This is a genomic window from Pseudarthrobacter sp. PS3-L1 (genome assembly GCF_030063285.1).
In the GTDB taxonomy this organism is placed as follows: Bacteria; Actinomycetota; Actinomycetes; order Actinomycetales; family Micrococcaceae; genus Arthrobacter.
In genome coordinates this window covers 549,596-573,604 of sequence record NZ_JASISU010000003.1, presented here as the reverse complement: position 1 = coordinate 573,604, position 24,009 = coordinate 549,596, and the positions used below count along the sequence as shown (strand labels likewise).

Annotated in this window: 22 protein-coding genes and 2 tRNA genes; 14 read left to right on the top strand and 10 right to left on the bottom strand. The window is 55.7% G+C overall.

The features are described 5' to 3' along the window. Positions 1 to 956 precede the first annotated feature (956 nt). The 8 genes from QMG79_RS10600 to rpmH all read right to left on the bottom strand — a co-directional run bounded on the left by QMG79_RS10600 (position 957) and on the right by rpmH (position 6,566). Positions 957 to 2,168, bottom strand: a complete 1,212-nt coding sequence (locus QMG79_RS10600) for a ParB/RepB/Spo0J family partition protein (RefSeq protein ID WP_283538550.1) — start codon at positions 2,166 to 2,168, stop codon at positions 957 to 959. Between the two features lie 66 nt (positions 2,169 to 2,234). Further along, on the bottom strand, positions 2,235 to 3,284 hold the full coding sequence (locus tag QMG79_RS10595; protein WP_283538549.1) for a ParA family protein: 1,050 nt from the start codon (positions 3,282 to 3,284) through the stop codon (positions 2,235 to 2,237). Positions 3,285 to 3,363: 79 nt separating this feature from the next. Beyond that, positions 3,364 to 4,017, bottom strand: a complete 654-nt coding sequence (gene rsmG / locus QMG79_RS10590) for a 16S rRNA (guanine(527)-N(7))-methyltransferase RsmG (RefSeq protein ID WP_283538711.1) — start codon at positions 4,015 to 4,017, stop codon at positions 3,364 to 3,366. 14 nt (positions 4,018 to 4,031) lie between these two features. Continuing rightward, complete coding sequence (locus tag QMG79_RS10585; protein WP_283538548.1) at positions 4,032 to 4,592, bottom strand: Jag family protein; 561 nt, start codon at positions 4,590 to 4,592, stop codon at positions 4,032 to 4,034. Next, a complete protein-coding gene (yidC, locus tag QMG79_RS10580; RefSeq protein ID WP_283538547.1) occupies positions 4,592 to 5,575 on the bottom strand; it encodes a membrane protein insertase YidC in 984 nt (327 codons plus the stop codon). The genes QMG79_RS10585 and yidC overlap by 1 nt, the downstream gene beginning before the upstream one ends. A 16-nt stretch (positions 5,576 to 5,591) precedes the next feature. Continuing rightward, on the bottom strand, positions 5,592 to 5,987 hold the full coding sequence (yidD, locus tag QMG79_RS10575; RefSeq protein WP_283538546.1) for a membrane protein insertion efficiency factor YidD: 396 nt from the start codon (positions 5,985 to 5,987) through the stop codon (positions 5,592 to 5,594). Then, a complete protein-coding gene (gene rnpA / locus QMG79_RS10570) occupies positions 5,980 to 6,390 on the bottom strand; it encodes a ribonuclease P protein component (RefSeq protein ID WP_283538545.1) in 411 nt (136 codons plus the stop codon). The genes yidD and rnpA overlap by 8 nt, the downstream gene beginning before the upstream one ends. 38 nt (positions 6,391 to 6,428) lie before the next feature. Further along, positions 6,429 to 6,566: a 50S ribosomal protein L34 gene (gene rpmH / locus QMG79_RS10565; RefSeq protein ID WP_283538544.1), complete on the bottom strand. Its 138-nt coding sequence runs from the start codon at positions 6,564 to 6,566 to the stop codon at positions 6,429 to 6,431. Between the two features lie 464 nt (positions 6,567 to 7,030). Between rpmH and dnaA the strand changes: the two genes are divergently transcribed. From dnaA to QMG79_RS10505, 12 genes are all read left to right on the top strand, one after another. Continuing rightward, entirely contained in the window at positions 7,031 to 8,452 is a 1,422-nt protein-coding gene (gene dnaA / locus QMG79_RS10560) for a chromosomal replication initiator protein DnaA (RefSeq protein WP_283538543.1), read from the top strand. A 523-nt stretch (positions 8,453 to 8,975) separates the two neighbouring features. Then, the gene (dnaN, locus tag QMG79_RS10555; protein ID WP_283538542.1) at positions 8,976 to 10,100 is read left to right on the top strand and encodes a DNA polymerase III subunit beta; all 1,125 of its coding nucleotides are present in this window, start codon (positions 8,976 to 8,978) and stop codon (positions 10,098 to 10,100) included. 113 nt (positions 10,101 to 10,213) lie between these two features. Then, complete coding sequence (gnd, locus tag QMG79_RS10550; protein WP_283538541.1) at positions 10,214 to 11,098, top strand: phosphogluconate dehydrogenase (NAD(+)-dependent, decarboxylating); 885 nt, start codon at positions 10,214 to 10,216, stop codon at positions 11,096 to 11,098. A gap of 36 nt (positions 11,099 to 11,134) precedes the next feature. Next, the gene (gene recF / locus QMG79_RS10545) at positions 11,135 to 12,331 is read left to right on the top strand and encodes a DNA replication/repair protein RecF (protein ID WP_283538540.1); all 1,197 of its coding nucleotides are present in this window, start codon (positions 11,135 to 11,137) and stop codon (positions 12,329 to 12,331) included. Then, positions 12,318 to 12,875 (top strand): DciA family protein, encoded by a 558-nt coding sequence (locus QMG79_RS10540; RefSeq protein WP_283538539.1) that lies wholly within the window; start codon positions 12,318 to 12,320, stop codon positions 12,873 to 12,875. The genes recF and QMG79_RS10540 overlap by 14 nt, the downstream gene beginning before the upstream one ends. A 363-nt stretch (positions 12,876 to 13,238) precedes the next feature. Then, positions 13,239 to 15,311 carry a DNA topoisomerase (ATP-hydrolyzing) subunit B gene (gene gyrB / locus QMG79_RS10535; protein ID WP_283538538.1) on the top strand — a complete coding sequence of 691 codons (2,073 nt, stop codon included), beginning with the start codon at positions 13,239 to 13,241 and terminating at the stop codon, positions 15,309 to 15,311. Positions 15,312 to 15,364: 53 nt separating this feature from the next. Then, on the top strand, positions 15,365 to 18,040 hold the full coding sequence (gyrA, locus tag QMG79_RS10530; RefSeq protein ID WP_283538537.1) for a DNA gyrase subunit A: 2,676 nt from the start codon (positions 15,365 to 15,367) through the stop codon (positions 18,038 to 18,040). Further along, complete coding sequence (locus QMG79_RS10525) at positions 18,037 to 18,732, top strand: DUF3566 domain-containing protein (RefSeq protein WP_283538536.1); 696 nt, start codon at positions 18,037 to 18,039, stop codon at positions 18,730 to 18,732. The genes gyrA and QMG79_RS10525 overlap by 4 nt, the downstream gene beginning before the upstream one ends. A 96-nt stretch (positions 18,733 to 18,828) precedes the next feature. Continuing rightward, positions 18,829 to 18,902, top strand: a tRNA-Ile gene (locus QMG79_RS10520). Positions 18,903 to 18,956: 54 nt separating this feature from the next. Continuing rightward, a complete protein-coding gene (locus QMG79_RS10515) occupies positions 18,957 to 19,079 on the top strand; it encodes a DLW-39 family protein (protein WP_283538535.1) in 123 nt (40 codons plus the stop codon). Positions 19,080 to 19,149: 70 nt separating this feature from the next. Then, positions 19,150 to 19,225, top strand: a tRNA-Ala gene (locus tag QMG79_RS10510). Positions 19,226 to 19,309: 84 nt separating this feature from the next. Continuing rightward, on the top strand, positions 19,310 to 20,242 hold the full coding sequence (locus QMG79_RS10505) for a DMT family transporter (RefSeq protein WP_283538534.1): 933 nt from the start codon (positions 19,310 to 19,312) through the stop codon (positions 20,240 to 20,242). Between the two features lie 30 nt (positions 20,243 to 20,272). On the opposite strand, the gene QMG79_RS10500 is transcribed toward QMG79_RS10505, so the two are convergent. Both QMG79_RS10500 and QMG79_RS10495 read right to left on the bottom strand, forming a co-directional pair. Beyond that, entirely contained in the window at positions 20,273 to 21,109 is an 837-nt protein-coding gene (locus QMG79_RS10500; protein WP_283538533.1) for a glycosyltransferase family 2 protein, read from the bottom strand. Positions 21,110 to 21,314: 205 nt separating this feature from the next. Beyond that, complete coding sequence (locus QMG79_RS10495; protein ID WP_283538532.1) at positions 21,315 to 22,319, bottom strand: hypothetical protein; 1,005 nt, start codon at positions 22,317 to 22,319, stop codon at positions 21,315 to 21,317. 154 nt (positions 22,320 to 22,473) lie between these two features. Between QMG79_RS10495 and QMG79_RS10490 the strand changes: the two genes are divergently transcribed. Beyond that, positions 22,474 to 23,019 (top strand): peptidylprolyl isomerase, encoded by a 546-nt coding sequence (locus QMG79_RS10490; RefSeq protein ID WP_283538531.1) that lies wholly within the window; start codon positions 22,474 to 22,476, stop codon positions 23,017 to 23,019. 9 nt (positions 23,020 to 23,028) lie between these two features. Further along, positions 23,029 to 23,910, top strand: a complete 882-nt coding sequence (locus QMG79_RS10485) for a rhomboid family intramembrane serine protease (protein WP_283538530.1) — start codon at positions 23,029 to 23,031, stop codon at positions 23,908 to 23,910. Positions 23,911 to 24,009: the final 99 nt, after the last annotated feature.

Sequence of the window (24,009 nt, the reverse complement as noted above, 5' to 3'; positions counted from 1 at the left end):
CAGCTCGGCCCCCGGACAAACAAGTAGGCTGTAGAACATGATTCACTGATAGTCATTCACAATCCACAAATGCATGGGAATCTGATAAATCACGCCAATACCCAGGATCTTAGGGAAGATTTAAGGAAAAGGGCTGTCCGCTCCTGGCTTGATCTCTTTCACCAACCATCGCAACGACCTACACCATTCCCCAAGTACAACATCTTGCTTCGAGATGGATTGGTGACATCCTCCAGTCACTTTGCGTTCGAGGTATTCCGCAGACATCACGCCCGGGGGAAACAAGCTGGTGGGTAATGATGCAGATTGCCCAAAATACGTATGTCAAGGCGCTACCGTCCATGCTCCTTGCTGCAGTGCCCAGCAATAGGTTCTAGGGTTCGAGCAACTCTGGAGCCTCTATAAGAGCCCACAAAAGGGTAGTGATAGGACTACACACATACGTCGCCACACAAGCTCCTGAACCCCAACTAGGCATGCAAACGAACGCGCCCCTTAGTGCTAGCGATTGATCACACTGTCCATACCGAAAGGCAACAAAAGGGCTACCGGTTCACAACAACGAATCATGCCTAGGATGAACAATATCGGCCCAGCTAGCCATGGCCACGCTGCACCGGCGAACAGTCAACGTGTCACGACCAGATATTTGATGCGTCAATTTAGATTTGGCAAGGCACAACCATGCACTTCGCATCATCTACATTCCTGGGATTCAGACAAAAAACGTCAAAGGAATCTCACAAATCTGCCTCGCCACGAATTTAGGCGTCCAATACTCCCTCGTCCGTCACCACAGGGGACGAACGATCACCACAGGGGACGAACGATCACCACAAGGGACGAACGATCACCACAAGGGACGAACAATCACCACAAGGGACGAACGATCTCCACATGGAGTCGCAGGCCTAACCGTTTCACGTGAAACATATGCCACATAACGGCTCTGGCACTTAGCCATCGGAATCCGGCGCAAGAACTTCCATTATCCGATTGAGGTCCTCAACGCTGGCAAATTCGATGCTCACGCGCCCTTTACGGACTCCCAAGGAGATCTTTACGTTCGTGTCCAATCGGTCAGATAGAGAAGAGGCCAAATAATCCAGCCGCTCATGACGTGCCCCAGCCTTTGGAATGTTACCTTTCCCTTGCTTACTGGGCTCCTGGTAGAGAGCAGCGGCCTCTTCTGTAGACCTGACAGACATTCCCTCTGAAACTATGCGCTGCGCCAGCCTCTCCATTGCTGCAGCGTCAGGAAGGGATAGAAGGGCCCTTGCGTGGCCAGCTGAAATCACTCCTGCTGCAACACGCCGCTGAACAAGAGCCGGCAGCCTGAGCAGTCGGATGGTGTTTGATACCTGTGGCCGGGAACGACCAATACGATCTGCGAGCTGCTCATGAGTGGTACCAAAGTCTTCTAGCAGCTGCTGATACGCAGCTGCCTCCTCCAATGGATTCAGCTGGCTCCTGTGCAGGTTTTCCAAGAGCGCATCCCGCAGAAGGTCATCATCGTTGGTGTCACGAACAATTGCCGGAACTGTTACCAGGCCAGCGGCCTGAACTGCCCTCCATCGACGCTCACCCATGACCAACTCATAGGGTTCTCCACCGATTTCAGTGGATAAACGAACAACAATTGGCTGCAGGACACCAATTTCCTTGACGGAGTGAATCAATTCCGCCATGTCCTCTTCATTAAAGACAGAGCGGGGCTGTTTCCTATTGGGGTGGATGGAGTCTACTGAGATCTCGGCGAACCTGGCTCCCGGTACCTCAACCAGGTCGGTTGTCTCCTCCTGGGCCACATTTTCAACGATCTTTTCCACGCCATCAGAGTCAACACGTTCAGCTGAAGCAGCCGACGGTGTCTGAGACCCGGGACCCGCTTTTGATTCCTTTGAACCTGTCTTCTTCTTCGTCGAGGAATCAGAAGATTCAGGAATCTCTGATGCGTTGGTTCCTCCGGGCGTTGGGGGAGTCTGCGGCTCAGATGCATTTGAAGTACCTGACGCAGGGCTGTCTTTGTCGTCTGTCTTACGCCTACCTTCGGGGAAGAACAGGTCTACGGGTCGCGATGCTGCCCCACCTGTTGTTCCCGCTACGGGCGCCGAACTGGGGATGAGTGCGCCAAGACCGCGGCCTAGGCCCCGTCGCTTCTCGCTCATGATGGATTCCCTCCGATGGAAGAGCCAGGCAGTGCCCAGCCCTAAGTAGGTCAGATCGACTAGGTTTTAGCGTTCGGCAATTTCAGAAGCGGCTTCCAAATAGGACAGCGCTCCGCTTGAGGATGGGTCGTAGGTCATCACCGTCTGCTGATAGCTGGGTGCCTCTGAAATCCTTACCGACCGGGGTACAACGGCGGCCAGCACCTCATTGGGGAAATGCTCACGTACTTCGGCAGCAACCTGTGCAGCAAGATTGGTTCGGCCGTCATACATCGTGAGAAGGATTGTGGACACTTCCAGATCGGCATTAAGATGTTTTTGAATCATCTCGATATTTTTAAGTAGCTGGCTCAATCCTTCTAGTGCGTAGTACTCACACTGGATAGGGATAAGCACTTCACTAGCTGCACAGAATGCGTTAACGGTAAGAAGGCCGAGACTTGGCGGACAATCGATAAAAATGTAATCCAACCGGGGGAGACCTTCGGTAGCCCGGAACTTCGCATAGACATCAATGGCCCTCCGCAACCTCTGCTCACGGGCAACAAGCGATACGAGCTCAATTTCAGCCCCAGCCAGGTGGATAGTAGCCGGCGCACAGATCAGATTTCCGATGTCCGGACATGGGGCGACGACATCGGCCAACGGAAGATCGTTGATCAGCACATCGTAGATACTGTCGACGTCTGCGTGATGATCGATTCCGAGAGCTGTCGAGGCATTACCCTGTGGGTCTATATCGATAACCAGAACCTGCAGACCAGCCGACGCCAGAGCAGCCGCAATGTTGACCGTCGTCGTGGTCTTCCCGACCCCGCCCTTCTGGTTCGACACTGTGAATGTTCGCGTCGCGGAAGGCTTCGGCAAGGATCTGCCCGCAAGCCGTTCCCGGCGGCGGTTCTCGTGAGCAAGCTCCCTTGCGATGGGACTGGACTCATCCATTGCCTCAAGTGAACCTTTTTTTGTTTCACGTGAAACACGAGCGGTTACTGCCTTGCTATCAACCTTTTTAGGTTGCTTGGCAGTTGAAACCGCTGGAACAGGAGACGCTGAACGCGCAGAACCCAAGGACACGAACGGCGGTATCCGTTGCGTGGAGGCTTCGCTACTGGTCACAGGGACTCACTCACTCTCGTTCAGCTTTTTGCTTCCGTTGACTAGCCTAACCGCTGGGGCCCACACACTGTGGACAGGGTCATCGGGACTTTTTGGTTGCTTTGTCCACCACAATGCGTACAACAGTTGTTGGTTCAGCCAGGAGGCCCTCGCCAACTGTTAACACAGTGGTCTCGCGACCCCCAAGCTTGCGGATCACCTTTGTGGCCTTTTCAATTTCGTCCGCCGCGCTGCGTCCCTTGATAGCCACCACTACGCCTTTACCTCCAAGGAGGGGAATGGTCAGCCCGGCGAGGTTAGTCAACGCTGATACTGCACGGGCTGTCACCACATCAGCTGAGATCTTACCTACGGCCAGCTCAGCACGTGTTCGCATGACACTCACGTTGTCGAGCGCTAGGTCGTCCACGACCTCCTGAAGCCAGATGCAACGCCGCTCCAACGGTTCGATCAGCGTCAATTCCAGATCGGGACGGGCAATCGCCAGGCAAAGTCCCGGGAGTCCGGCACCACTGCCAACATCCGCAACCTGGCTGCCCTGGGCGATCTCGCGTTCGATAACAGCGCAGTTCAGGACGTGCCGACTCCAGAGGCGAGGAATTTCACGAGGACCTATAAGCCCACGTTCAGTTCCCGAGGTAGCAAGGTGTTCAACATAGCGCTGGGCCAACCCCAGTCGATCACCGAAGATCGAAAGAGCTGCGGAGTGTTCTTCGTCAGTAATGGCAACCATTGTTCCGGACACATTCACTCCGCTGAGACAACGATGTGGCGGCCGGCGCCTTCGCCCTCAGATTCACTGACTAATCCAAGATCGGCAACTGCATCGTGGACAATTTTACGCTCATAGGCACTCATCGGCTGCAGCTTAACTGCTGTCCCTGTCTCTTTGACCGACTCTGCGGCTTCCTCGGCGACCCTGAGAAGATGACCAGCACGTTCTTTGCGGTAACCATTGATATCCAGAACAAGCCTGGACCGCGTCTCTGTAGCAGAGAGGACACTCAGCCTCGTCAACTCCTGAAGGGCTTCAAGGACCTCGCCGTCCTCGCCCACCAAATTTTCAAGGCCAGCAGACTCTTCTTCCGTCACTATGGAAATATAGGTTCGCCCGTTCCTGACCTCTATATCAATGTCCCCATCGATGTCCGCAATATCGAGGAGTTCTTCCAGATAGTCCGCAGCGACGTCGCCCTCTTCTTCGAGTCGAGTTGCCGGATTTTCCTCATTCTTTTCTCGTTCATCTGCCTCCACAGGGAACCCGCCCTCCTCCGTACCGCTAACTACTTCAGTACTTTCGGCAGGCATTACTTGCTCTTCCTATTCTTACGCTGCGGCTGGACACGCTGAGTCTTCGCCGCCACAGCTGCAGCTTCCGCAGCTGCTGCCTCGGCGTCGTCGTCCTTCTTGCCGGTCAGGGCAGAGAGCATCGGCAGCCCCTTTGCAGCACGGCGCTCCGCGAGAGCTTTGGCAGCCGGTGACCCTGGGGTTGGCATTCGCCGGATGACGAAGAACTGCTGGCCCATTGTCCAGAGGTTGGTGGTTGTCCAGTAGATGAGGACACCAATGGGGAAGTTGATGCCGCCTACACCGAACACAACGGGGAGGATGTAAAGCATCATTTTTTGTTGACGCATGAACGGGCTCGCCATGGCTTCTTCAGACATGTTCTTGGCCATGATCTGTTTCTGTGTAATGAACTGTGACGCCGTCATGGCAAGAATCATGATGATGCTGAGGATTACAACTGAAACCTGGTCACCAGAGTCGTTAGGCAGCCCGTGCAGAAGGGAAGCGGACAACGGGGCACCAAAGATACTTGAGTCGTCAAACTGGAAGACCTGTTCGGGGCTCATAGCGCCAATGCCCGTGCCATCGTTCTTGGCCTTGGTTATTCCTGACAGCACCTGGAACAGAGCAAAAAAGAACGGCATCTGGATCAGCATCGGCAAACATGCCGAGAACGGATTTGTCCCGTGCTTCTTGTACATGGCCATCTGCTCCTGCGCCATGGCCTGTCGCGACAACTGGTCTGTTTTACCCTTGTACTTGGCCTGTAGCTTTTTGAGATCAGGCTGCAGGAGCTGCATTCCACGCTGGGCTTTGATCTGCTTGACGAAGACTGGAATCAACAGCGCACGAATCACCAACACGAGGCCAATAATGGACAGAGTCCAGGTCCAGCCGTTCGCTGCAGGTAACCCAATGAAGGTAAGGCCTTCATGGAACCCGATCATGATGATCGAGACCACCCACTTGAAGGGGAACATTATTGTCGTGAAGAAATCCATACGTATCCCTTAGTCGTCAGGCCGCAGAGCGGCCTTCGTCATCAGCCTGGACAACCCGGAAAACATCCGGATTGTTCATAACAACAATTGTGGGGGTCTGGCCTTCCGGCCACACCCTATTGCCAGCGGGGACATGGTCCACACCACCAGCATTCCATGGATGGCAACGCACCAATCGGCGAGCTGCCAGCCAACTTCCCTTAACCGCACCGTGGACGGTGACCGCTTCGAGGGCATATGCGGAGCACGAGGGGAAAAATCTGCAGACCTGCCCGTACAAGGGCGAAATCACCTTGCGGTAGGACTTGAGGAGAAGAATCAGAATATTCCGCGGAAGATTCCACCCAAAAACAGCCGCACTACTCAGTGCAGGGTGGACAGAGCGGACGACGCCGGCAGTTGAGTCAGCCACGTACGTTCCTCTCCTGTTGAGTTCGGTCACCTACAGCCTTCGGTAGCGACTCGGAAGTGACGATGCGCCTGGCAACCGCAGCCAAGGCTACGTCAAAGTCTACCGAAAGCTGCGCCCACGTTGCTGACGACGATGCAGGTAGTGCACGCACCACGATTGCCAGCCCAGTGCCGTATGTGCTGAGGGACAGGAAACCGGCTTCCCTCAGTCTTCTCTTAACGAGGTTCCGGGCTACGGCGTTCCCAACGCTCTTGGAAACGATGAATCCAATACGAGTAGGCTCGCCTGAATCCAGGGGTGCCGCATATAGCACAACGTTCCGGCGTCCATAGCGGACACCGGAACGCACAGTGCTTGAAAATTCGGCTGACGTTCTCAGACGGTTCGGGGTGGCAAGCACCATTAAACTCGCATGAGTCTGTCTACCGAGGAATCAGTTGTTTAAGCCGACAGTTCGGTGCGGTTCTTGCCGCGACGGGCTGCCAAGATGGCACGGCCGGCACGGGTGCGCATACGAAGGCGGAAGCCATGCTTCTTCGCCCGACGGCGGTTATTCGGCTGAAAAGTCCGCTTGCTCACGTTAGTCACTCCAGTGGATCAAAGGTGCGTCACCCGATCAGTAAAAAGGGGAAGAACTGGCCGACGCTAAGTTTTGTATGTTTCCGCCTTCCCCACCTGCACAATCGCTAACGATTGAAAAAATCAGACGAGGCCCAAAAGCGTACACAAAGGACTACACAACGTTAGGGCCGGAAGGGGTCCGTAGTCAAACTGGAGACCATTCCGTAGCAGACACTTGCCTGTGGCTAACTTTTCCCCACAGCCTGTGGATGACGGTCCCAACCGAACTGGCCAGGAACCACAACCATGTAATTATCCACAAGCTATACCCAGCTATCTTCTGGGCTTTTGTTCCCCTAGAGTGTCCCAGTAGTCGATTATCCACGGTCTGTGCATAAGTCTGTGGATTAAGCCTGGCCGAACGCTGGCTTCATGGCATCGCTGCAGAAACTGCAGGCAAGCAAGCTTTGAGGAAACCAGCAATGACGGTAGACGAATCCAACCAGGCCAATACCGTTGGAAGTTCCTGGCGAAGAGTCATCAGCATCCTTGAACAAGATGACCGCGTCTCGCCGCGCCAGCGCGGATTTGTCATTCTCGCCCAGGCCCAGGGACTCATTGGATCAACACTGCTGGTTGCCGTGCCCAACGAACTCACCCGTGAAGTCCTTCAGACACAAGTCAAGGATGCCCTGGACGATGCGCTTCACAACGTTTTTTCCGAGGACATCCGGTGTGCAATCGATGTTGATACCGATCTGGTTCCCATCCACAAAGAACCCGAAGCAGTAGTTGAACCCTCGTATTCGCGTGATCAGCTGATAGAGCAGAAGCCACAACCAATGCTTCCCAGCACATCCCACGAGTTCGGCCGCCTCAATCCCAAGTACGTTTTTGACACCTTCGTCATAGGCTCTTCCAACAGGTTCGCCCACGCCGCCGCCGTAGCTGTGGCTGAGGCCCCAGCCAAGGCCTACAATCCACTGTTTATCTATGGTGATTCAGGTCTTGGCAAAACACACCTTCTCCACGCAATTGGCCACTACGCCCGCCGCCTCTACAGCGGCATACGGGTCCGCTACGTAAATTCCGAAGAGTTCACCAACGACTTCATCAACTCCATTCGCGATGACGAAGGCGCTAGCTTCAAGACGACCTACCGGAATGTAGATGTTCTTCTCATTGATGACATCCAGTTCCTTGCAGGCAAAGATCGAACCCTCGAGGAGTTCTTTCACACCTTCAATTCCCTCCACAACAACAACAAACAGGTCGTCATCACATCCGATCAGCCACCAAAACTCTTGGCTGGGTTCGAAGATCGGATGAAGTCCCGGTTCGAGTGGGGCCTACTGACAGATATCCAGCCCCCGGAACTCGAAACACGCATCGCTATCCTCCGAAAAAAGGCTCTTAGCGAGGGGCTTTCAGCACCTGACGATGCGTTGGAATATATTGCTTCCAAAATATCCAGCAATATTCGGGAGCTTGAGGGAGCACTCATCCGGGTAACTGCCTTTGCCAGCCTCAATCGTCAGCCAGTTGACGTGGCCCTTGCCGAAATGGTGCTGAAGGACCTGATTACCGATGACGGAGCCCAGGAAATAACGTCTGCGCAGATCCTCACCCAGACGGCTGAGTACTTCAAACTCACCATGGAGGAACTCTGCAGCAAGTCCAGGACCCGCACGCTGGTCACCGCGCGGCAGATCGCCATGTACCTCTGCCGGGAGCTCACTGACATGTCGCTACCCAAAATCGGACAGGAACTCGGCGGCCGGGATCACACCACCGTCATCCACGCAGACCGGAAAATTCGGGAACTCATGGCCGAGCGCCGTGTGATTTACAACCAGGTCACGGAACTCACAAACCGGATCAAGCAGCAGCAACGCGACTCCTGACACAAGTGCCTCGTACCTTATTAACAGGTGCATGTGGATAAGGCTGTGGATACTTAAGGGGACAACTACGCTTAATGGGCTTAAAACCCTTAAGCCATCTGTGGATCAGCACAACGGCCAGAAAAGTTGTCCCCATCCACAGCCTGTTTAAAACACATGCTCCCCACACTCCATGAACAGGCAGCAACCGCTAGATGTGGGGCTCAGACAGAGTTATCCACAGTTTCCACAGGGGTTATTAACACTACTAATCCCAAGAAAATGAATTCCCTCAAATAACAACTTCCGTTCCTGATCCTGATCACCCCAGCGCAGACCGAAAAACAACCCCGGACTGATGCCAGGGAACAGAAGCTGATGGGAGAAAGTCATTCGATGCCGCTAAGCTGTCTCCAGTGCATCCGTCCCGGCTTTCACGTTTCCAAGAAAAGACCTCTCCTGGTGTTTCCTCCTGGAACAAGGCCTTGGACCAAGCAAGCCAACGCACCATCGATGAAGCAGTTATGAAAGGCGGCACCCTTCCGTGAAGTTCAGAGTCGAACGGGACGTCCTGGCAGAAGCTGTGACCTGGGCAGCACGCTCCTTGTCACCCCGTCCTCCTGTACCCGTTTTGTCAGGGCTGCTCCTCAAGGCTGAATCGGGAACCGTCAGCCTTTCAAGCTTTGACTACGAAACTTCAGCAAGGCTCGAGATAGCTGCTGACATCCGTGACGAAGGGACGATTCTTGTCTCAGGGCGCCTTCTTGCCGACATCTGTCGAAGCCTGCCATCAGCACCCGTCGACGTAGAAACAGATGGAAACAAGGTCACTCTGACGTGTCGTCGAAGCAGCTTCCACCTGGCAACGATGCCTGAGGCGGAATACCCTCCGCTGCCGGCATTGCCGCCTATCAGTGGAACGGTCCCAGGCGAATCGTTTGCACAGGCCGTTTCACAGGTCATCATTGCTGCAAGCAGGGACGATACCCTTCCCATCCTTACCGGTGTCCGGATGGAAATTGAAGACGATCTGATTACGTTGCTGGCAACTGACAGATATCGCCTTGCGATGCGTGAAGTCCCGTGGAAACCAGTCACCCCTGGCATTTCCACAAGCGCCCTCGTGAAGGCAAAAACTCTTAATGAAGTGGCCAAAACCCTTGGAAACAGTGGCGACATCCACCTCGCGATCGCTTCAGATGACAGCAGGCTCATTGGTTTTGAGAGTGGAGGACGCACCACTACCTCCCTACTGGTTGACGGCGACTATCCCAAGATTCGGTCACTGTTCCCGGATTCAACACCAATTCATGCAACGGTCCAGACCCAGGAACTCGTAGAGGCGGTCAGGCGAGTGTCACTGGTTGCTGAACGCAACACTCCGGTTCGTCTTGCTTTCACCGACGGGTTGCTTCAGCTTGACGCCGGTACGGGCGAGGATGCGCAGGCATCTGAGGAACTTGAAGCCCAACTTTTTGGTGATGAAATCACTGTCGCATTCAACCCTCACTACCTGGTGGAAGGATTGAGTGTTATCGAAACAAAATTTGTTCGCTTCTCCTTCACAACCGCCCCTAAGCCAGCCATGATCACGGCCCAGGCTGATATCGACGGCGAAGATCAAGGGGACTATCGCTATCTGGTAATGCCTGTCCGCCTCCCCAACTAGGTAACAGCCGGTCTCATGAGCAATCGTTCGCATGGGACCTACTGTCAAGGCCGCGGAATCGCCTCCACCACTGAACCTACGAGCGTCCACGGACGCAGAAATGAGCTCACAACGTGCATATCGGACTAATTGGTCTCGGAAAAATGGGATTCAACATGCGTGAGCGCCTCCGCGTCAAAGGACTTGAGGTCACGGGCTTTGACAGGAATCCAGATGTTTCTGATGTAGCCACTGTTGACGAACTCATCACCGCACTCCCCACACCTAGGCTCATTTGGGTCATGGTTCCATCAGGTGCTGTCACTGATTCCGTGATCACGGAACTCAGCGAGAAGCTTGAACCGGGTGACTTGGTGATTGATGGCGGTAATTCACGTTTCACCGAAGATCAGAAGCACGGTACCCAGTTGGGTGCAAAAGGTATCCGTTTCGCGGACTGTGGTGTTTCCGGTGGAGTCTGGGGACTTCAAAACGGTTATGGACTGATGGCGGGCGGAGCGGCTGATGACATCGCCTACGCACTCCCTGTCTTCGACGCGCTCAGGCCGGAGGGCGAGCGGGCAGATAGTTTTGTCCACGTGGGGGATGTCGGCGCAGGGCACTACGCAAAGATGGTCCACAACGGCATAGAGTACGGGCTGATGCAGGCATACGCCGAAGGATATGAACTTCTCGCGGCAAAGGATATCGTTGACGATCTGCCCGGGACATTCCGTGCCTGGCAAAAGGGAACTGTCGTTCGCTCCTGGCTCCTTGACTTGATGGTCAAGGCCCTTGAGGAAGATCCGGGGCTTGAATCAATTGACGACTACGTTGAGGATTCCGGCGAGGGTCGATGGACTGTGGAGGAAGCTATTGCCAATGCCGTTCCAGCCCCCGCCATCACAGCAGCTCTTTTTGCCCGGTTCTCTTCCCGGGAAGACAGCTCACCTGCCATGAAAATGGTGTCGGCACTGCGTCACCAGTTCGGCGGACACGCCACCCGCCCAGCCAAGTAGGCACCGCCGGGCAAGCCCCAGAATTCCTGAGAAACCGTGTATCTAGAGCACCTGTCGCTAACTGACTTCCGGAGCTATGCCCAGGTCGATCTTTCCCTTGAACCTGGGCCTACAGTGTTGGTGGGCGCCAACGGGATAGGCAAGACAAATCTCATGGAAGCCTTGGGGTACCTTGCAACCCTTAGCTCCCATCGGGTGAGTTCGGATGCACCCCTGCTGCGTTTTGGGACAGATCGGGCATTGGTGCGGGCACGTCTGGTTCGAGGGGAACAGGCCACTGTTCTAGAGCTGGAAATCAACGCTGGGAAAGCCAACAGGGCACGCATTAACAGAAGTAACCCCGTTCGGGCCCGGGATATCTTGGGTATCTGCCGGACTGTTCTCTTCGCTCCCGAGGATCTCTCCCTGGTGAAGGGTGATCCCTCGCATCGTCGACGTTTTTTGGATGAGTTGTTGGCTACTTTGATCCCGCGTCATGCAGCAACCAGAAGCGATTACGATCGAGTGCTCAAACAGCGGAATGCATTGCTGAAATCCGGACGGGCGGGCCGGTTTACGTCGGGTCATGAGGCGACATTGGATGTCTGGGATCAGCACATGGCTAAAGCTGGTGCTGAGCTGCTGCACGCAAGGCTTGCACTTCTCGAAAACATTCAGCCGCACCTTGACCACGCATATCGGCAGCTGACTGATGGCTCCAAAGCTGCTCTGGCGGTTTATCGGTCTTCGCTTGTTGACCTAGCAGACGACGACGCCACCTTGGGTTTCTCTCCTGGATTACCTACCGGAGCGCAACAGGAGGACCTTGCGCACCTGAGCGTTGAAGAGCTTACCGACCGTTATGTGGCGGCATTTGCTGCGTCAAGGAAAAGGGAAATTGAGAGGGGAATTTCCCTTGTGGGCCCCCACCGCGATGATGTTGAACTTATCTTGGGGCAGGCACCCGCCAAGGGATACGCCTCGCATGGGGAAACCTGGTCCTTGGCCCTGTCCCTGCGCCTTGCGTCGTATTACGTGATGCTCGATGACGGGCAGATTGAAGGCGCAGCACCAATACTTATTCTGGATGATGTTTTCGCCGAACTTGATGTTCAGCGAAGACGTCGGCTTGCTGCGATTGTAGCCGGTGCCGAGCAGGTACTGGTCACGGCGGCAGTGGATGCAGATATTCCGCCGGAGCTTTCAGGGCGAAGGGTCCAGGTCGTTTCAGGAGGAATCGATGAACGGGGATGAGGGCTCGGGTTTACAGCCCGGGCGAGACCCGGATGATATTGACGCGCCCCAGGCGGCGCTGAACCGGATGCGCGATGCAGCTGCCTCTCGTGGGGAAATTAGGCGCGCCCTGCCGCGCAAGAGCGGGGCAGCGCCCGGAAAGAAGCCGGCCTTCCAGGGCCGGGGCTTCAGCCAGTTCCACAGTACGGGGCGGGATCCCCTTGGGTTGGGAAAGGTCGTTGGCAGGCTGGTGGCCGAACGCGGCTGGACATCTCCCGTGGCCGTGGGCTCTGTCATTGCTCAGTGGCCTGCGTTGGTGGGCCCGGAAATTTCCGCCCACTGTACGCCCGAGAGCTTTGAGGCAACCACCTTGCATGTCCGTTGCGATTCCACCACGTGGGCAACTCAACTTCGCCTTTTGAGTCACAGGCTGCTGGAAAAATTTCGCACGGAACTCGGAGAAGGGGTTGTTACGAAGATCCAGGTGTTGGGTCCTTCTGCTCCAAGTTGGCGCAAGGGTGGGCGCAGCGTTAACGGCCGCGGTCCACGTGATACGTACGGCTGATTTACGGCACGAAATCTGTTTTATGTCTCTCGCATGGATGCCGTGTGAGTCGATTAGCCACCACATCGTCGTATAGGAACCCAGAGAAGGTGGTTCGAGGGGCACCAAGGCAGGGCCAGTGGCCTTGCAGGAGCATATTGATGTCCTCCCAGAGCCCAAATGGCCGACGATATCGACTTACTCACGATAGAATTGAGGGTAAAGACCGGGTCTCATCATCACAATCCATAGGTCCGATTCCCCGACATTGTTCGGAGCGGTCGTGGATGGATATCTGTTGCCCAGTGGATTGCGCCTGTCGGTACCCCTTCCCTCCGGAGGAGAAGAGCCGGCCATCATCGAACAGAGGAGTCGAAAGCACCTGTGGCTAACGACAATGCAGAAAACCCATTAGTGGATCCGACACTGGAGCCCGCCGTGCCGGAGGCCCCGGCCGTCCGCGAATACGGTGCTAGCGACATTACTGTTCTGGAAGGCCTCGAAGCTGTCCGGAAAAGGCCCGGTATGTACATCGGCTCCACCGGGCCTCGCGGGCTGCATCACCTTGTCTATGAGGTAGTGGACAACTCCGTCGATGAGGCCCTCGCGGGCTACTGCACGCATATCGAGATTGTTCTCCAGGCCGACGGCGGAGTGAAAGTTGTTGACGATGGACGCGGTATCCCCGTGGACATGCACCCAACGGAGCACAAACCTACGGTTGAGGTTGTCATGACGATCCTCCATGCAGGCGGAAAGTTCGGTGGTGGCGGATATGCCGTTTCAGGCGGTCTCCACGGAGTTGGAATTTCCGTTGTCAATGCGCTCTCGAGCCTGGTTAATACCGAAGTGCGCAGGCAGGGGCACGTCTGGCGGATGACCTTCGCAGACGGCGGAAAGCCGCAGGGTGGACTGGTCAAAGGAGAAGAGACATCCACTACTGGGACAACCCAGACTTTTTACCCAGATGCAGGCATTTTCGAATCCACTACTTTCGATTTCGAAACCCTGCGTGCGCGATTCCAGCAGATGGCATTCCTTAACAAGGGTCTTCGGATCACGTTGACGGATGAGCGCGGTGAGAGTAGCGAACCAGTTGAGGATCTTGATCTAGATTCTGTCCCTACAGAAGGTGAGATTGCCGCTGCCGAGCACCTTACCGTCGTCTATCAGTACGACGATGGCCTTCTGGATTACGTTAAGCACCTTAATTCAGGTAAGAAGGTTGATGTTGTTCACGAAGACGTGATCGCCTTCGAAACCGAAGATACCGGGCGAAAAATTGCACTCGAAATGGCCATGCAGTGGACGAATGCCTATTCCGAGAGTGTTCATACCTATGCGAACACTATTAATACGCACGAGGGCGGCACTCATGAAGAGGGCTTCCGTGCAGCTATGACGTCTCTGATCAACCGCTACGCGCGGGAGAAGAACATCATCAAGGAAAAAGATGACAACCTGACCGGTGACGACATTCGTGAGGGTCTCACTGCTGTCATTTCTGTGAAGTTGGCTGAACCTCAGTTCGAAGGCCAGACGAAAACCAAATTGGGTAATTCTGAGGTGAAGGGCTTCGTTCAGAAAGTTGTCACGGATGGACTGGGCGACTGGCTCGAACGGAACCCCGGCCCTGCCCGCGACGTCATCCGAAAAGCCATCTCAGCTGCGCAGGCAAGAATGGCCGCCCGTAAGGCCCGTGACAATGCTCGGCGCAAGAGTCCGCTCGAATCGTTTGGCATGCCTGGGAAACTTTCAGACTGCTCTTCGAAAGATCCGTCCAAATGTGAGGTCTACATTGTCGAGGGCGATTCGGCTGGTGGGTCTGCCAAACGTGGGCGCAATCCCGAAACACAGGCAATTCTGCCGCTGCGCGGAAAAATCCTGAATGTTGAACGCGCGCGTTTGGATAAGGCATTGGGAAATGCTGAGGTCCAGTCAATGATCACGGCGTTCGGCGCCGGAATCGGTGAGGATTTTGACCTGAGCAAGCTCAGGTATCACAAGATCGTGCTCATGGCTGATGCTGATGTCGACGGCCAGCACATCACCACACTGCTGATGACTTTGCTTTTCCGGTACATGCGTCCGCTGATTGAAAATGGCTACGTTTACCTTGCGCAGCCACCGCTCTACCGGATCAAGTGGTCAAATGCTCCTCACGACTACGTTTTCAGTGACCGCGAAAGGGATGCCCGGCTCATTTCTGGGCAGGCTGAAGGGCGCCGTATTCCCAAAGACAATGGAATCCAGCGGTACAAGGGCCTTGGAGAGATGGACTACACGGAGCTGTGGGACACCACCATGGACCCGGATCGCCGGACCCTGCTTCAGGTAACCATGGATGATGCCCTGGCCGCCGACCAGACCTTCTCGGTTCTCATGGGCGAGGACGTTGAATCCCGCAGAAACTTCATCCAGCAGAACGCCAAGGACGTCAGGTTCTTGGATATATAGGCATCGCCTTATATTCCAAAGCCGACATATACCTGAAACGGAAAATTTAAACGATGAGCGACGAAACCCCAGAAGTACCGGCAGATTCAGATAACATTTCTGAGGTAGCCCTTGAAGGCACACTGTTGGACCGCGTTGAACAAGTTGATCTCCAGACCGAGATGCAGCGGTCGTACCTCGACTACGCCATGGCTGTCATTGTCGGCCGCGCCCTGCCGGATGTACGGGATGGTCTGAAGCCTGTTCACCGGCGTGTGCTCTATGCCATGTTCGATGGTGGCTACCGCCCGGATCGATCCTTCAACAAGTGCGCGCGCGTTGTTGGCGAGGTGATGGGCCAGTACCACCCCCATGGTGATACTGCCATTTACGATGCTCTGGTCCGCCTCATTCAGGACTGGACCATGCGTTACCCCCTGGCACTTGGGCAGGGTAACTTCGGTTCCCCAGGTAACGATGGTGCCGCAGCTCCCAGGTATACGGAAACCAAAATGGCGCAGCTCGCCATGGAAATGGTCCGCGATATCGATGAGGAAACAGTAGATTTCACCGATAACTATGACGGCAAGAACCAGGAACCAACCATCCTGCCGGCTCGGTTTCCGAACCTCCTTGTTAACGGATCCTCAGGTATCGCTGTCGGTATGGCTACGAATATTCCGCCACACAACCTCCGCGAAGTAGCCGAGGGTGTCCAGTGGTATCTTCAAAATCCCGCGGCTACTCGCGAAGAGCTACTCGAGGAGCTGCTCCTGAGGGTCAAGGGTCCGGATTTCCCCACCGGAGCCACTATTTTGGGCCATAAGGGTATCGAAGACGCGTACCGCACTGGGCGTGGATCCATCACCATGCGTGCTGTGGTCAGCGTGGAAGAACTGCAGGGTCGTACGTGCCTGGTCGTTACGGAGTTGCCCTACCAGGCCAATCCGGACAACCTCGCCGTCAAGATTGCGGAATTGGTCAAGGATGGCAAGATTGCCGGTATTGCGGATCTTCGTGATGAAACCTCTGGGCGTACCGGACAGCGCCTTGTCATTGTTCTGAAGAGGGATGCTGTAGCAAAGGTTGTGCTGAACAATCTCTACAAGCACACAGAGCTGCAAAGTAACTTCTCTGCCAATATGCTGGCTATTGTCGACGGCGTTCCCCGGACACTGAGCCTTGACGCGTTTATTAGGCACTGGGTCACCCACCAGATGGATGTCATTGCCCGACGTACGCGGTACAGGTTGCGGAAGGCCGAGGAAGAGGCTCACATCCTGAGGGCCCTGCTGAAGGCCCTTGACATGCTGGACGAGGTTATTGCCCTCATCCGCGCGTCCAATACCACTGAGGCTGCGCGTGATGGCCTGATGGAACTGCTTGACATTGATGAGCTGCAGTCAAGGGCCATCTTGGATATGCAGCTGAGGCGCCTTGCTGCCCTGGAACGGCAGAAGATTCAGGACAAGCATTCTGAACTCGAAGCGGCTATCACCGAATACAACTCAATCCTTGCCTCGGAACACCGCCAGCGGGAGATCATCAGCAACGAACTTGCTGAGATTGTGGCAAAACACGGAGACGACCGTAGGACCAAGATCCTGATGGGATTCGACGGGGATATGTCGATGGAAGACCTCATTCCCGAAGAGGAGATGGTGGTTACAATCACCCGGGGCGGATACGTCAAACGGACCCGCAGTGATAACTATCGATCGCAGCAGCGCGGTGGCAAGGGCATAAAGGGAGCCCAGCTCCGCGGCGATGACGTTGTTGAACACTTCTTCGTGACGACCACACACCACTGGTTGCTGTTCTTCACGAACTTGGGCCGGGTCTACCGTGCAAAGGCATACGAACTGGTCGAAGCTGGCCGGGATGCCAAAGGTCAACACGTCGCCAACCTGATGGCGTTCCAACCAGACGAGCACATCGCGCAGGTACTGGATCTCAGGGATTACCAGCACTCGCCGTACCTGGTGTTGGCAACAAAGCGCGGATTGGTCAAAAAGACCCGGCTCGAGGACTATGACACCAACCGGTCCGCTGGCGTCATCGCCATCAATCTCCGTGACGAAGACGAACTCGTCTCGGCCCAGCTGGTCTCAGAAACGGATGACCTGTTGTTGGTATCCCGTAAGGGGCAATCCATCCGGTTTACGGCCAGTGACGATGCCCTTCGCCCGATGGGTCGCGCAACGTCAGGCGTGACCGGAATGAAGTTCCGTGACGACGATGAACTCCTTGCTGCCAATGTGATCACAGAGGGCTCCTTCGTTTTTATAGTGACTGAGGGCGGATATGCCAAGCGGACTGCCGTTGAGGAATACCGCTTACAGGGCCGTGGTGGCCTCGGCATCAAGGTGGCAAAGCTCGCTGACGAGAGGGGTGACCTGGTTGGTGCCCTGATTGTCCAGGAGGAGGATGAAGTCCTGGTCGTTATGGAGGGCGGAAAAGTGGTCCGCTCATCCGTCAAGGGCGTACCTGCAAAAGGCAGGGATACCATGGGTGTCATCTTCGCTAAACCGGACAAAAATGACCGAATTATCGAAGTTGCCCGTAACAGCGAGCGTGGTCTTGAGGGTGAGGAATCGACGGAGGATGACGTAACGTTGGCTGCGGAAGTTGGCGCTGGCAACGAAACCGTTGAACCAGAAGCACTTTCAGAATCAATCTCGGACATCGAATCCCCGGACCCTTCGGGCGATGTAGAGCCGAACAAGGACTACACCGGAGGTAACGAGTGAGTAATTCCGACTCATTTCCCACAGGTAATAATTCCCAGGGGGGAGAGCAGAAGCCTGCCAACACCCCTCGGGCTAACACGCCTGCCCGCCCTGCACAGCGTCCAACAGCACCAAACACGCCCCCTGCACAGCGACCCGCTGCAACGTCTCCAACAGGTGGCGGCCAGGGACAGCGCCCTAGCAGTCCTGGCCAACGTCCTGGTACTCCAGGGCAGCGGCCGCCCGGTCAGCAGCCTACTGGAAGCAGGCCAGCTACCCAGGGTGCGCCAGCCCAGCGTCCCAGCCAAGGTACTGCACCGTCACTCGTAAAGCCTGCTCCTAAGGCTAAAGTCCGTAGGGCGCGGTTGCTGGTCAGCAAAGTGGACCCCTGGTCCGTCCTGAAGATGTCATTCCTCCTTTCTGTTGCCCTTGGTGTTGTCACAGTCGTCGCAGCGATTGTTCTGTGGACAGTCTTGGATCTCACGGGAATTTTTGATCAGGTGGACAGCCTCTTGGGGACCCTCGCTGGTTCTGAGGGGGGCGGATTTGAGTTGCAGAAGGTTGCTTCGCTTGGTCAGGTTGCGTCCTTCGCCGTTTTCCTTGCGGTGATCAACGTTGTCCTCTTGACTGCACTCTCTATGCTTTCGGCCGTTCTATACAACATCGCCGCGACGCTTGTTGGTGGCATCGGCGTCACATTGACGGACGACTAGGCAAGGGATTCTTGGCCGATCAGTCCAAGACCTGCCCCGATTTTGGATCGGGCCGAGAAATACTGTAAAGTCATATCTCGGCCCGACAGGGCATGAGGGCGTATAGCTCAGGCGGTTAGAGCGCTTCGCTGATAACGAAGAGGTCCCAGGTTCAAGTCCTGGTACGCCCACGGAACCTATGCAGGTTTCAGTGGTGGATCACCGAAAGGTGACCCAAGGAAGGAATGATTGTGAAGAAGTTGCTCATTATTGCAGCTGCCGTCGCAGGAGTTTTTTCCTACTGGAAAGCACAGGAATCCAAGGCCCGAAAGAGCATATGGAGCACGGCTACCGACAAGGTTGTCTGAATCCAGCCACAGGTTATTGAGTGGATTTTTCACTCTCGACATGAGGTATGATTGATGGGTTGCTTCTTATGGGGGCATGGCGCAATTGGTAGCGCACCTGCTTTGCAAGCAGGGGGTTCGGGGTTCGAGTCCCCGTGCCTCCACCATAAGAAAAGTCCCGGTCTGCGATCAGCAGGCCGGGACTTTTGCTTTGGCATTCTGATGTTTTCCTTTGCCACTAAAGTTGGTTCGTGAACATCCTTCTTGCCTTTGCCGGAGTCCTTGGAGTCGCGTCCTCCGGGCCTCTCATTGCTGCCACCCTGGGGGCAACCAGCGTTAGCGCGCTAGCAATTGCGTTCTGGCGCAACGCAATTGGTGCCATCGTCATGGCTACGCCCACGCTCGTCAGGGAACCTCGACGTTTTGGCAGTGTCACGCGTCAGGAATTTCGCTGGTCGTTGTTGGCCTCTGCTGCCCTTGCCCTGCACTTTGCCTGTTTCATTACATCTTTGCAATTGACTTCTGTGGCGGCAGCAACAGCCTTGGTATGCCTTCAGCCTGCCTGGATCGCGATCTTCCAACTTGCTAGGGGCATCAGGTTTCGGTGGCCGGTCCTGGTGGGTCTCGGAATGGCGTTTGGTGGAGTGGTCGCGATTACAGGGTTTGACCTTGGAACGTCACGTGAAGCGCTTGTTGGTGATCTGCTGGCAGTCGCTGGAGGTGCGCTGGCTGGGCTCTACACAATGGCCGGAGGCAAGGCCCGCCAGAGCATGACGACAGGCACCTACACAACCCTCTGCTATGGAATGTGTGCAGTGTTTGTGGCTCTTCTGGCATGGTTCACGCAGCAGCCCTTGGCTGGATTTGAGGCAGCGGGCTGGCTGGGAATTCTCGCAATCACTGTGTGTGCCCAGTTGATTGGCCACACAGCCTTCAACCATCTCCTGGCGACCATGAGTCCGTTGGTCGTATCAATGATCATTTTGCTGGAGATTCCCGGCGCCGCTACCCTTGCAGCGATATTCCTCGACGAGAAGCTTCCCGTCGGGATCTACGGCGGCCTGGTCCTGATACTGATGGGACTGGCGGTGTCTGTGTCTGGACAGGCCCGTCGTCAATCCGCTACCGATGACGGTGGGCCCCCGTCGGATGAACGCATCATCGCCGAGCTTGGAACAGACTAGATCGGGCAGCTAAGTCCGCAAATCCGAGGTTCAACGCCTGGCTGGTTGAGGGGAATTGATCGTGTGGAGCGCGCGGAGAAGCTTCGCGGGAAAGTAAACAGAAAGGAACACCACCATGGGTGCTTTGAGCGCAAGCTTGCTGACGTTGTGAGCTTTGTACGTCCTGTCGAAGCGCGTCACATAGTACCGGTAGTCTTTCGGCGAATCTTGGAGTCGTCGCGCTGACATCCCAGAGATCATATGCGGTGAATATTTGATCTTCAGATGATGTTCTGCCAGATGTAGCGAAAGGTCGATATCCTCGTGCATTTGATCTTCCCTGTCGCAGCACACCTCGGCCCGGATTGTTTCCCAGGCTGAGCGACGAAGAGCCATGTTGGATCCGAAAAGGAAATGATATTGATGCTTCGCCAAGCGCAGCATGAATTGGCGCATTTTGTCGTCGGCCTTGAGCCCGAATCGGCGAAGTGGCATGTCGTAGTAGACAACAGGTCCGGTCGCAGCCTGGACGTCTGGGTCGTGGAAGACCCGCTGGACTTGTTCCACCCAATCCGGTTCCAGTACTGAGTCTGCATCGATTCGACCCAGAAGTTCGCCGGTGGCTCTATCAAGTCCATAGTTCCTTGTGGGAATGAGTCCTTGATCCTGGTCCTGACTGTGCAGGTGTATCGGTCTTTCAGGGAACTCCAACTGCACCTGCCGGACAATATCCGCAGTGCTGTCAGATGACATGTTGTCCACGACAATTATTTCGTGTGCAGGAACCGATTGGTACACAGCTGCGATGAGGCACTGCCGCAGAACGGATTCCTCGTTGAAGGCCGGGATGATGATGGAGACTCGGAGCTGCGGGGAGGTGTGGTTCACTGCTTCCTCGGCGGCCTTTCAGTTGTAATGAACCCAAATGTAGCACCGTTGGCCTCACCAATTGCTGGCGTAGGTCTTGCCGAGGCTCAGCTGATGGTCCCTGCCAAGAAAGCCTGCCTGGCCGTTTGCCCACTTAAAAACGGAAAGGAACCGGTAAGACCGGTCCCTTTCCGTTCAGGTAGCAGACTGATTATGCTGCCTGCTGCTACTTGGTGTCATCCTTGATGCTCGAAGCGATATTCTTTACAGCGGTTTTTGCATCGGTGGCTACATGCTTGGCTTTGTCTGCCGCGTCATCGGCCACCGTGCCGGCTTTGTCTGCCGCGTCCTTGGCAGTGTCGGTGATTTTCTCGGCAGCGTCTTTGGCTTTTGCCGAGGCGTCGTCGGCAGTGTCCTCTGCCTTGTCCGCTTTGTCTGCCGCGATGCTGCTCGCCGCATCGGCGGCTTTTTCCGTGGCGTCTTTTGCGGTGTCCTTCACATCAGCGACAGTGGTGGAAGAAACTGGCGACGGTGTCTTCCACGGATCTTCAACCGGACGGGATGCTTTCCATGCTGCCGCGCCAGCGGCCGCTGCTGCGGCGATGATGCCGAAAATCAGCCAACCCCGCTTCTTAGGCTTCGGCTCGTGGCCCATTTTCGCAGCAAGGGACTTGCCCGCTTCCGTTGCGGCCTTGCCGGCGTCGCCAGCGGTTGACTTCAGCTGTTTGCTGGCTGCGTGTGCCTGGTCCTGAACGGTGCTGACAACGCTGGAGTCGGTAAACTTCTTGGCCAGCGAATCCACTTGCGCGGGGGTACCCTCAAGAGTGCGGTGAACCCTGCTGGAAGCATTTCCCAACTGATCGGAAAGCTTGGGAAGGTAATCGTCAACCACCCTGTCACGAGCGTTGGAAATGACCGGAGTGGCCCGGTCCAGCGCACTGTGGAGCATCGGCGTGGCTCCGTCCACGGCGTCATGGATACGGGGTGCCAAATTTGCCAGGCCGTCCTGGATCTTGGGCGTGACTTTTTCTACGCCGTCGGCGAGATTGTGCGCAGCGGATTTGAGGCCCTCTTGGATTTTGGGGGACGCAGTGTCAATACCCTGCTGGATGCGGGGAACAGTCCAATTGACTGCAGCCTCCACCCGGGGTGTCGCCCAATCCCTTGCGCTTTCAAATCCGTTGCTGACGCCGCTTTCCAAATCGCGGACAACACGGTCTGTCTTCTTCACAACTACCTCCCGATTAACGTGACGGTTCTCGTGCCAGCCTACGTTGAATGGCCGTAACCAGCCATTTCTAGAATCGATTTAACACTGATTTCACCTAGCGCGGAACTCCGCAGCAGGCTGTGTGCACCTGCACCAGTCATGGAAGAATAGAAGCATGACTGCAAATGGAACAGCAAAAGCAACTATTCACACCAGCCTCGGAGATATTGTGGTGAACCTTTTTGGTAACCACGCACCGAAGACGGTCAAGAACTTCGTTGGGCTGGCTACCGGGGAACAGGCCTGGACGCATCCTGAGACAGGTGAAGAGAAGACCGGAACACCGCTGTATGACGGCACTATCTTCCACCGCATCATCAAGGACTTCATGGTGCAGGCTGGCGATCCACTGGGCCGTGGCACAGGTGGGCCCGGGTACCGGTTTGATGACGAAATCCACCCGGAACTGACCTTCAACGCGCCCTATAAGCTCGCAATGGCAAATGCCGGCATTCAGGCTGGTAAAGGCACGAATGGTTCCCAGTTCTTCATCACCACGATCCCGACGGACTGGCTGCAGGGCAAGCACAGTATCTTCGGCGAGGTCGCGGATGACGAGTCCAAGAAGGTTGTCGACGCCATCGAAGCAGTTCGGACTGGAATGGGCGATCGTCCGGTTGAAGATGTTGTCATCAAAAGCATTGATGTCGAGCAGCTCTAACACCAGCGCATGAGTTACGGACATCCGGCGGCGGAGTCGCCTAGCCAGGTCCCGGTGTGCCCCCGGCATCCAGACCGGACATCGTATGTACGGTGTCAGCGATGTGGCCGCCCGGCCTGCACCGAGTGCCAGCGCGCTGCCGCCGTCGGATTCCAGTGTATTGACTGCGTGAACGAGGCACAGAAGAGGATCCCGGCGGTGCGATCCGTCTACGGCGGAGCCGTGGCGACTGGCCGACCGCTGGTGACATACAGCATCATCGCCTTATGTGTGGTGGTCTACGCCCTTCAGCTTCTCATCCCGGGGAACGTGGTCTTCTCCGCAGGCGCCTTCAATCCGGCTTTCCTAGATCCAAACCTTGGGCAGTTTGAACCATGGCGCACCATTACGTCCGCCTTCCTGCATTCGCCGGGATCATTCCTCCACATCATCCTCAACATGTACACGTTGTGGATATTTGGGCAGGCGCTTGAGCCTCTCCTGGGGAGGGTCTGGTTCCTTGCCCTATACCTTGTCTCTGCAATCGGAGGTTCTGTCGGGTATCTCCTGTTGACGTCCCTCTACCTACCGGGCCAGCAACTGACGGGCGTGGTGGGTGCCTCCGGCGCTATCTTCGGGCTGTTTGGAGCCATGTTGGTGATCCAACGAAATCGCGGTGGACAAACACGTCAGCTGTGGGTCCTTATCGGGATCAATGCCGTCGTGGGCTTTCTCATTCCAAATATTGCGTGGCAGGCACACCTCGGTGGGTTGGTGACCGGAGCAGTCTGTGCTGCAATCATCGCGTACGCTCCCCGAGGTTCCAGGCAAGGAACCCTGCAGGGCCTGGGGCTGGTACTTGTTCTGGCAGTCCTGGTTCTCCTCAGCGTAATCAAGGTTGCAGTGGGTTAGGTAGCACTGACCTCGGCAATAAGCTGCTTCTACTAAAACCCTGTGCCTAGGCACAGGGTTTTTTGTTGTCTCCTGAATGGACCGAGGTCCGAAGCATTG

Coding starts and splice junctions, on each gene's coding strand:
- QMG79_RS10600 (WP_283538550.1), bottom strand. CDS start 2,168: ATGAGCGAGAAGCGACGGGGCCTAGGCCGCGGTCTTGGCGCACTCATC.
- rsmG (WP_283538711.1), bottom strand. CDS start 4,017: ATGGTTGCCATTACTGACGAAGAACACTCCGCAGCTCTTTCGATCTTC.
- QMG79_RS10515 (WP_283538535.1), top strand. CDS start 18,957: ATGATTGTGAAGAAGTTGCTCATTATTGCAGCTGCCGTCGCAGGAGTT.
- QMG79_RS10490 (WP_283538531.1), top strand. CDS start 22,474: ATGACTGCAAATGGAACAGCAAAAGCAACTATTCACACCAGCCTCGGA.
- QMG79_RS10485 (WP_283538530.1), top strand. CDS start 23,029: ATGAGTTACGGACATCCGGCGGCGGAGTCGCCTAGCCAGGTCCCGGTG.
- gyrA (WP_283538537.1), top strand. CDS start 15,365: ATGAGCGACGAAACCCCAGAAGTACCGGCAGATTCAGATAACATTTCT.
- dnaA (WP_283538543.1), top strand. CDS start 7,031: ATGACGGTAGACGAATCCAACCAGGCCAATACCGTTGGAAGTTCCTGG.
- QMG79_RS10540 (WP_283538539.1), top strand. CDS start 12,318: ATGAACGGGGATGAGGGCTCGGGTTTACAGCCCGGGCGAGACCCGGAT.
- yidC (WP_283538547.1), bottom strand. CDS start 5,575: ATGGATTTCTTCACGACAATAATGTTCCCCTTCAAGTGGGTGGTCTCG.
- rnpA (WP_283538545.1), bottom strand. CDS start 6,390: ATGGTGCTTGCCACCCCGAACCGTCTGAGAACGTCAGCCGAATTTTCA.
- QMG79_RS10585 (WP_283538548.1), bottom strand. CDS start 4,592: ATGCCTGCCGAAAGTACTGAAGTAGTTAGCGGTACGGAGGAGGGCGGG.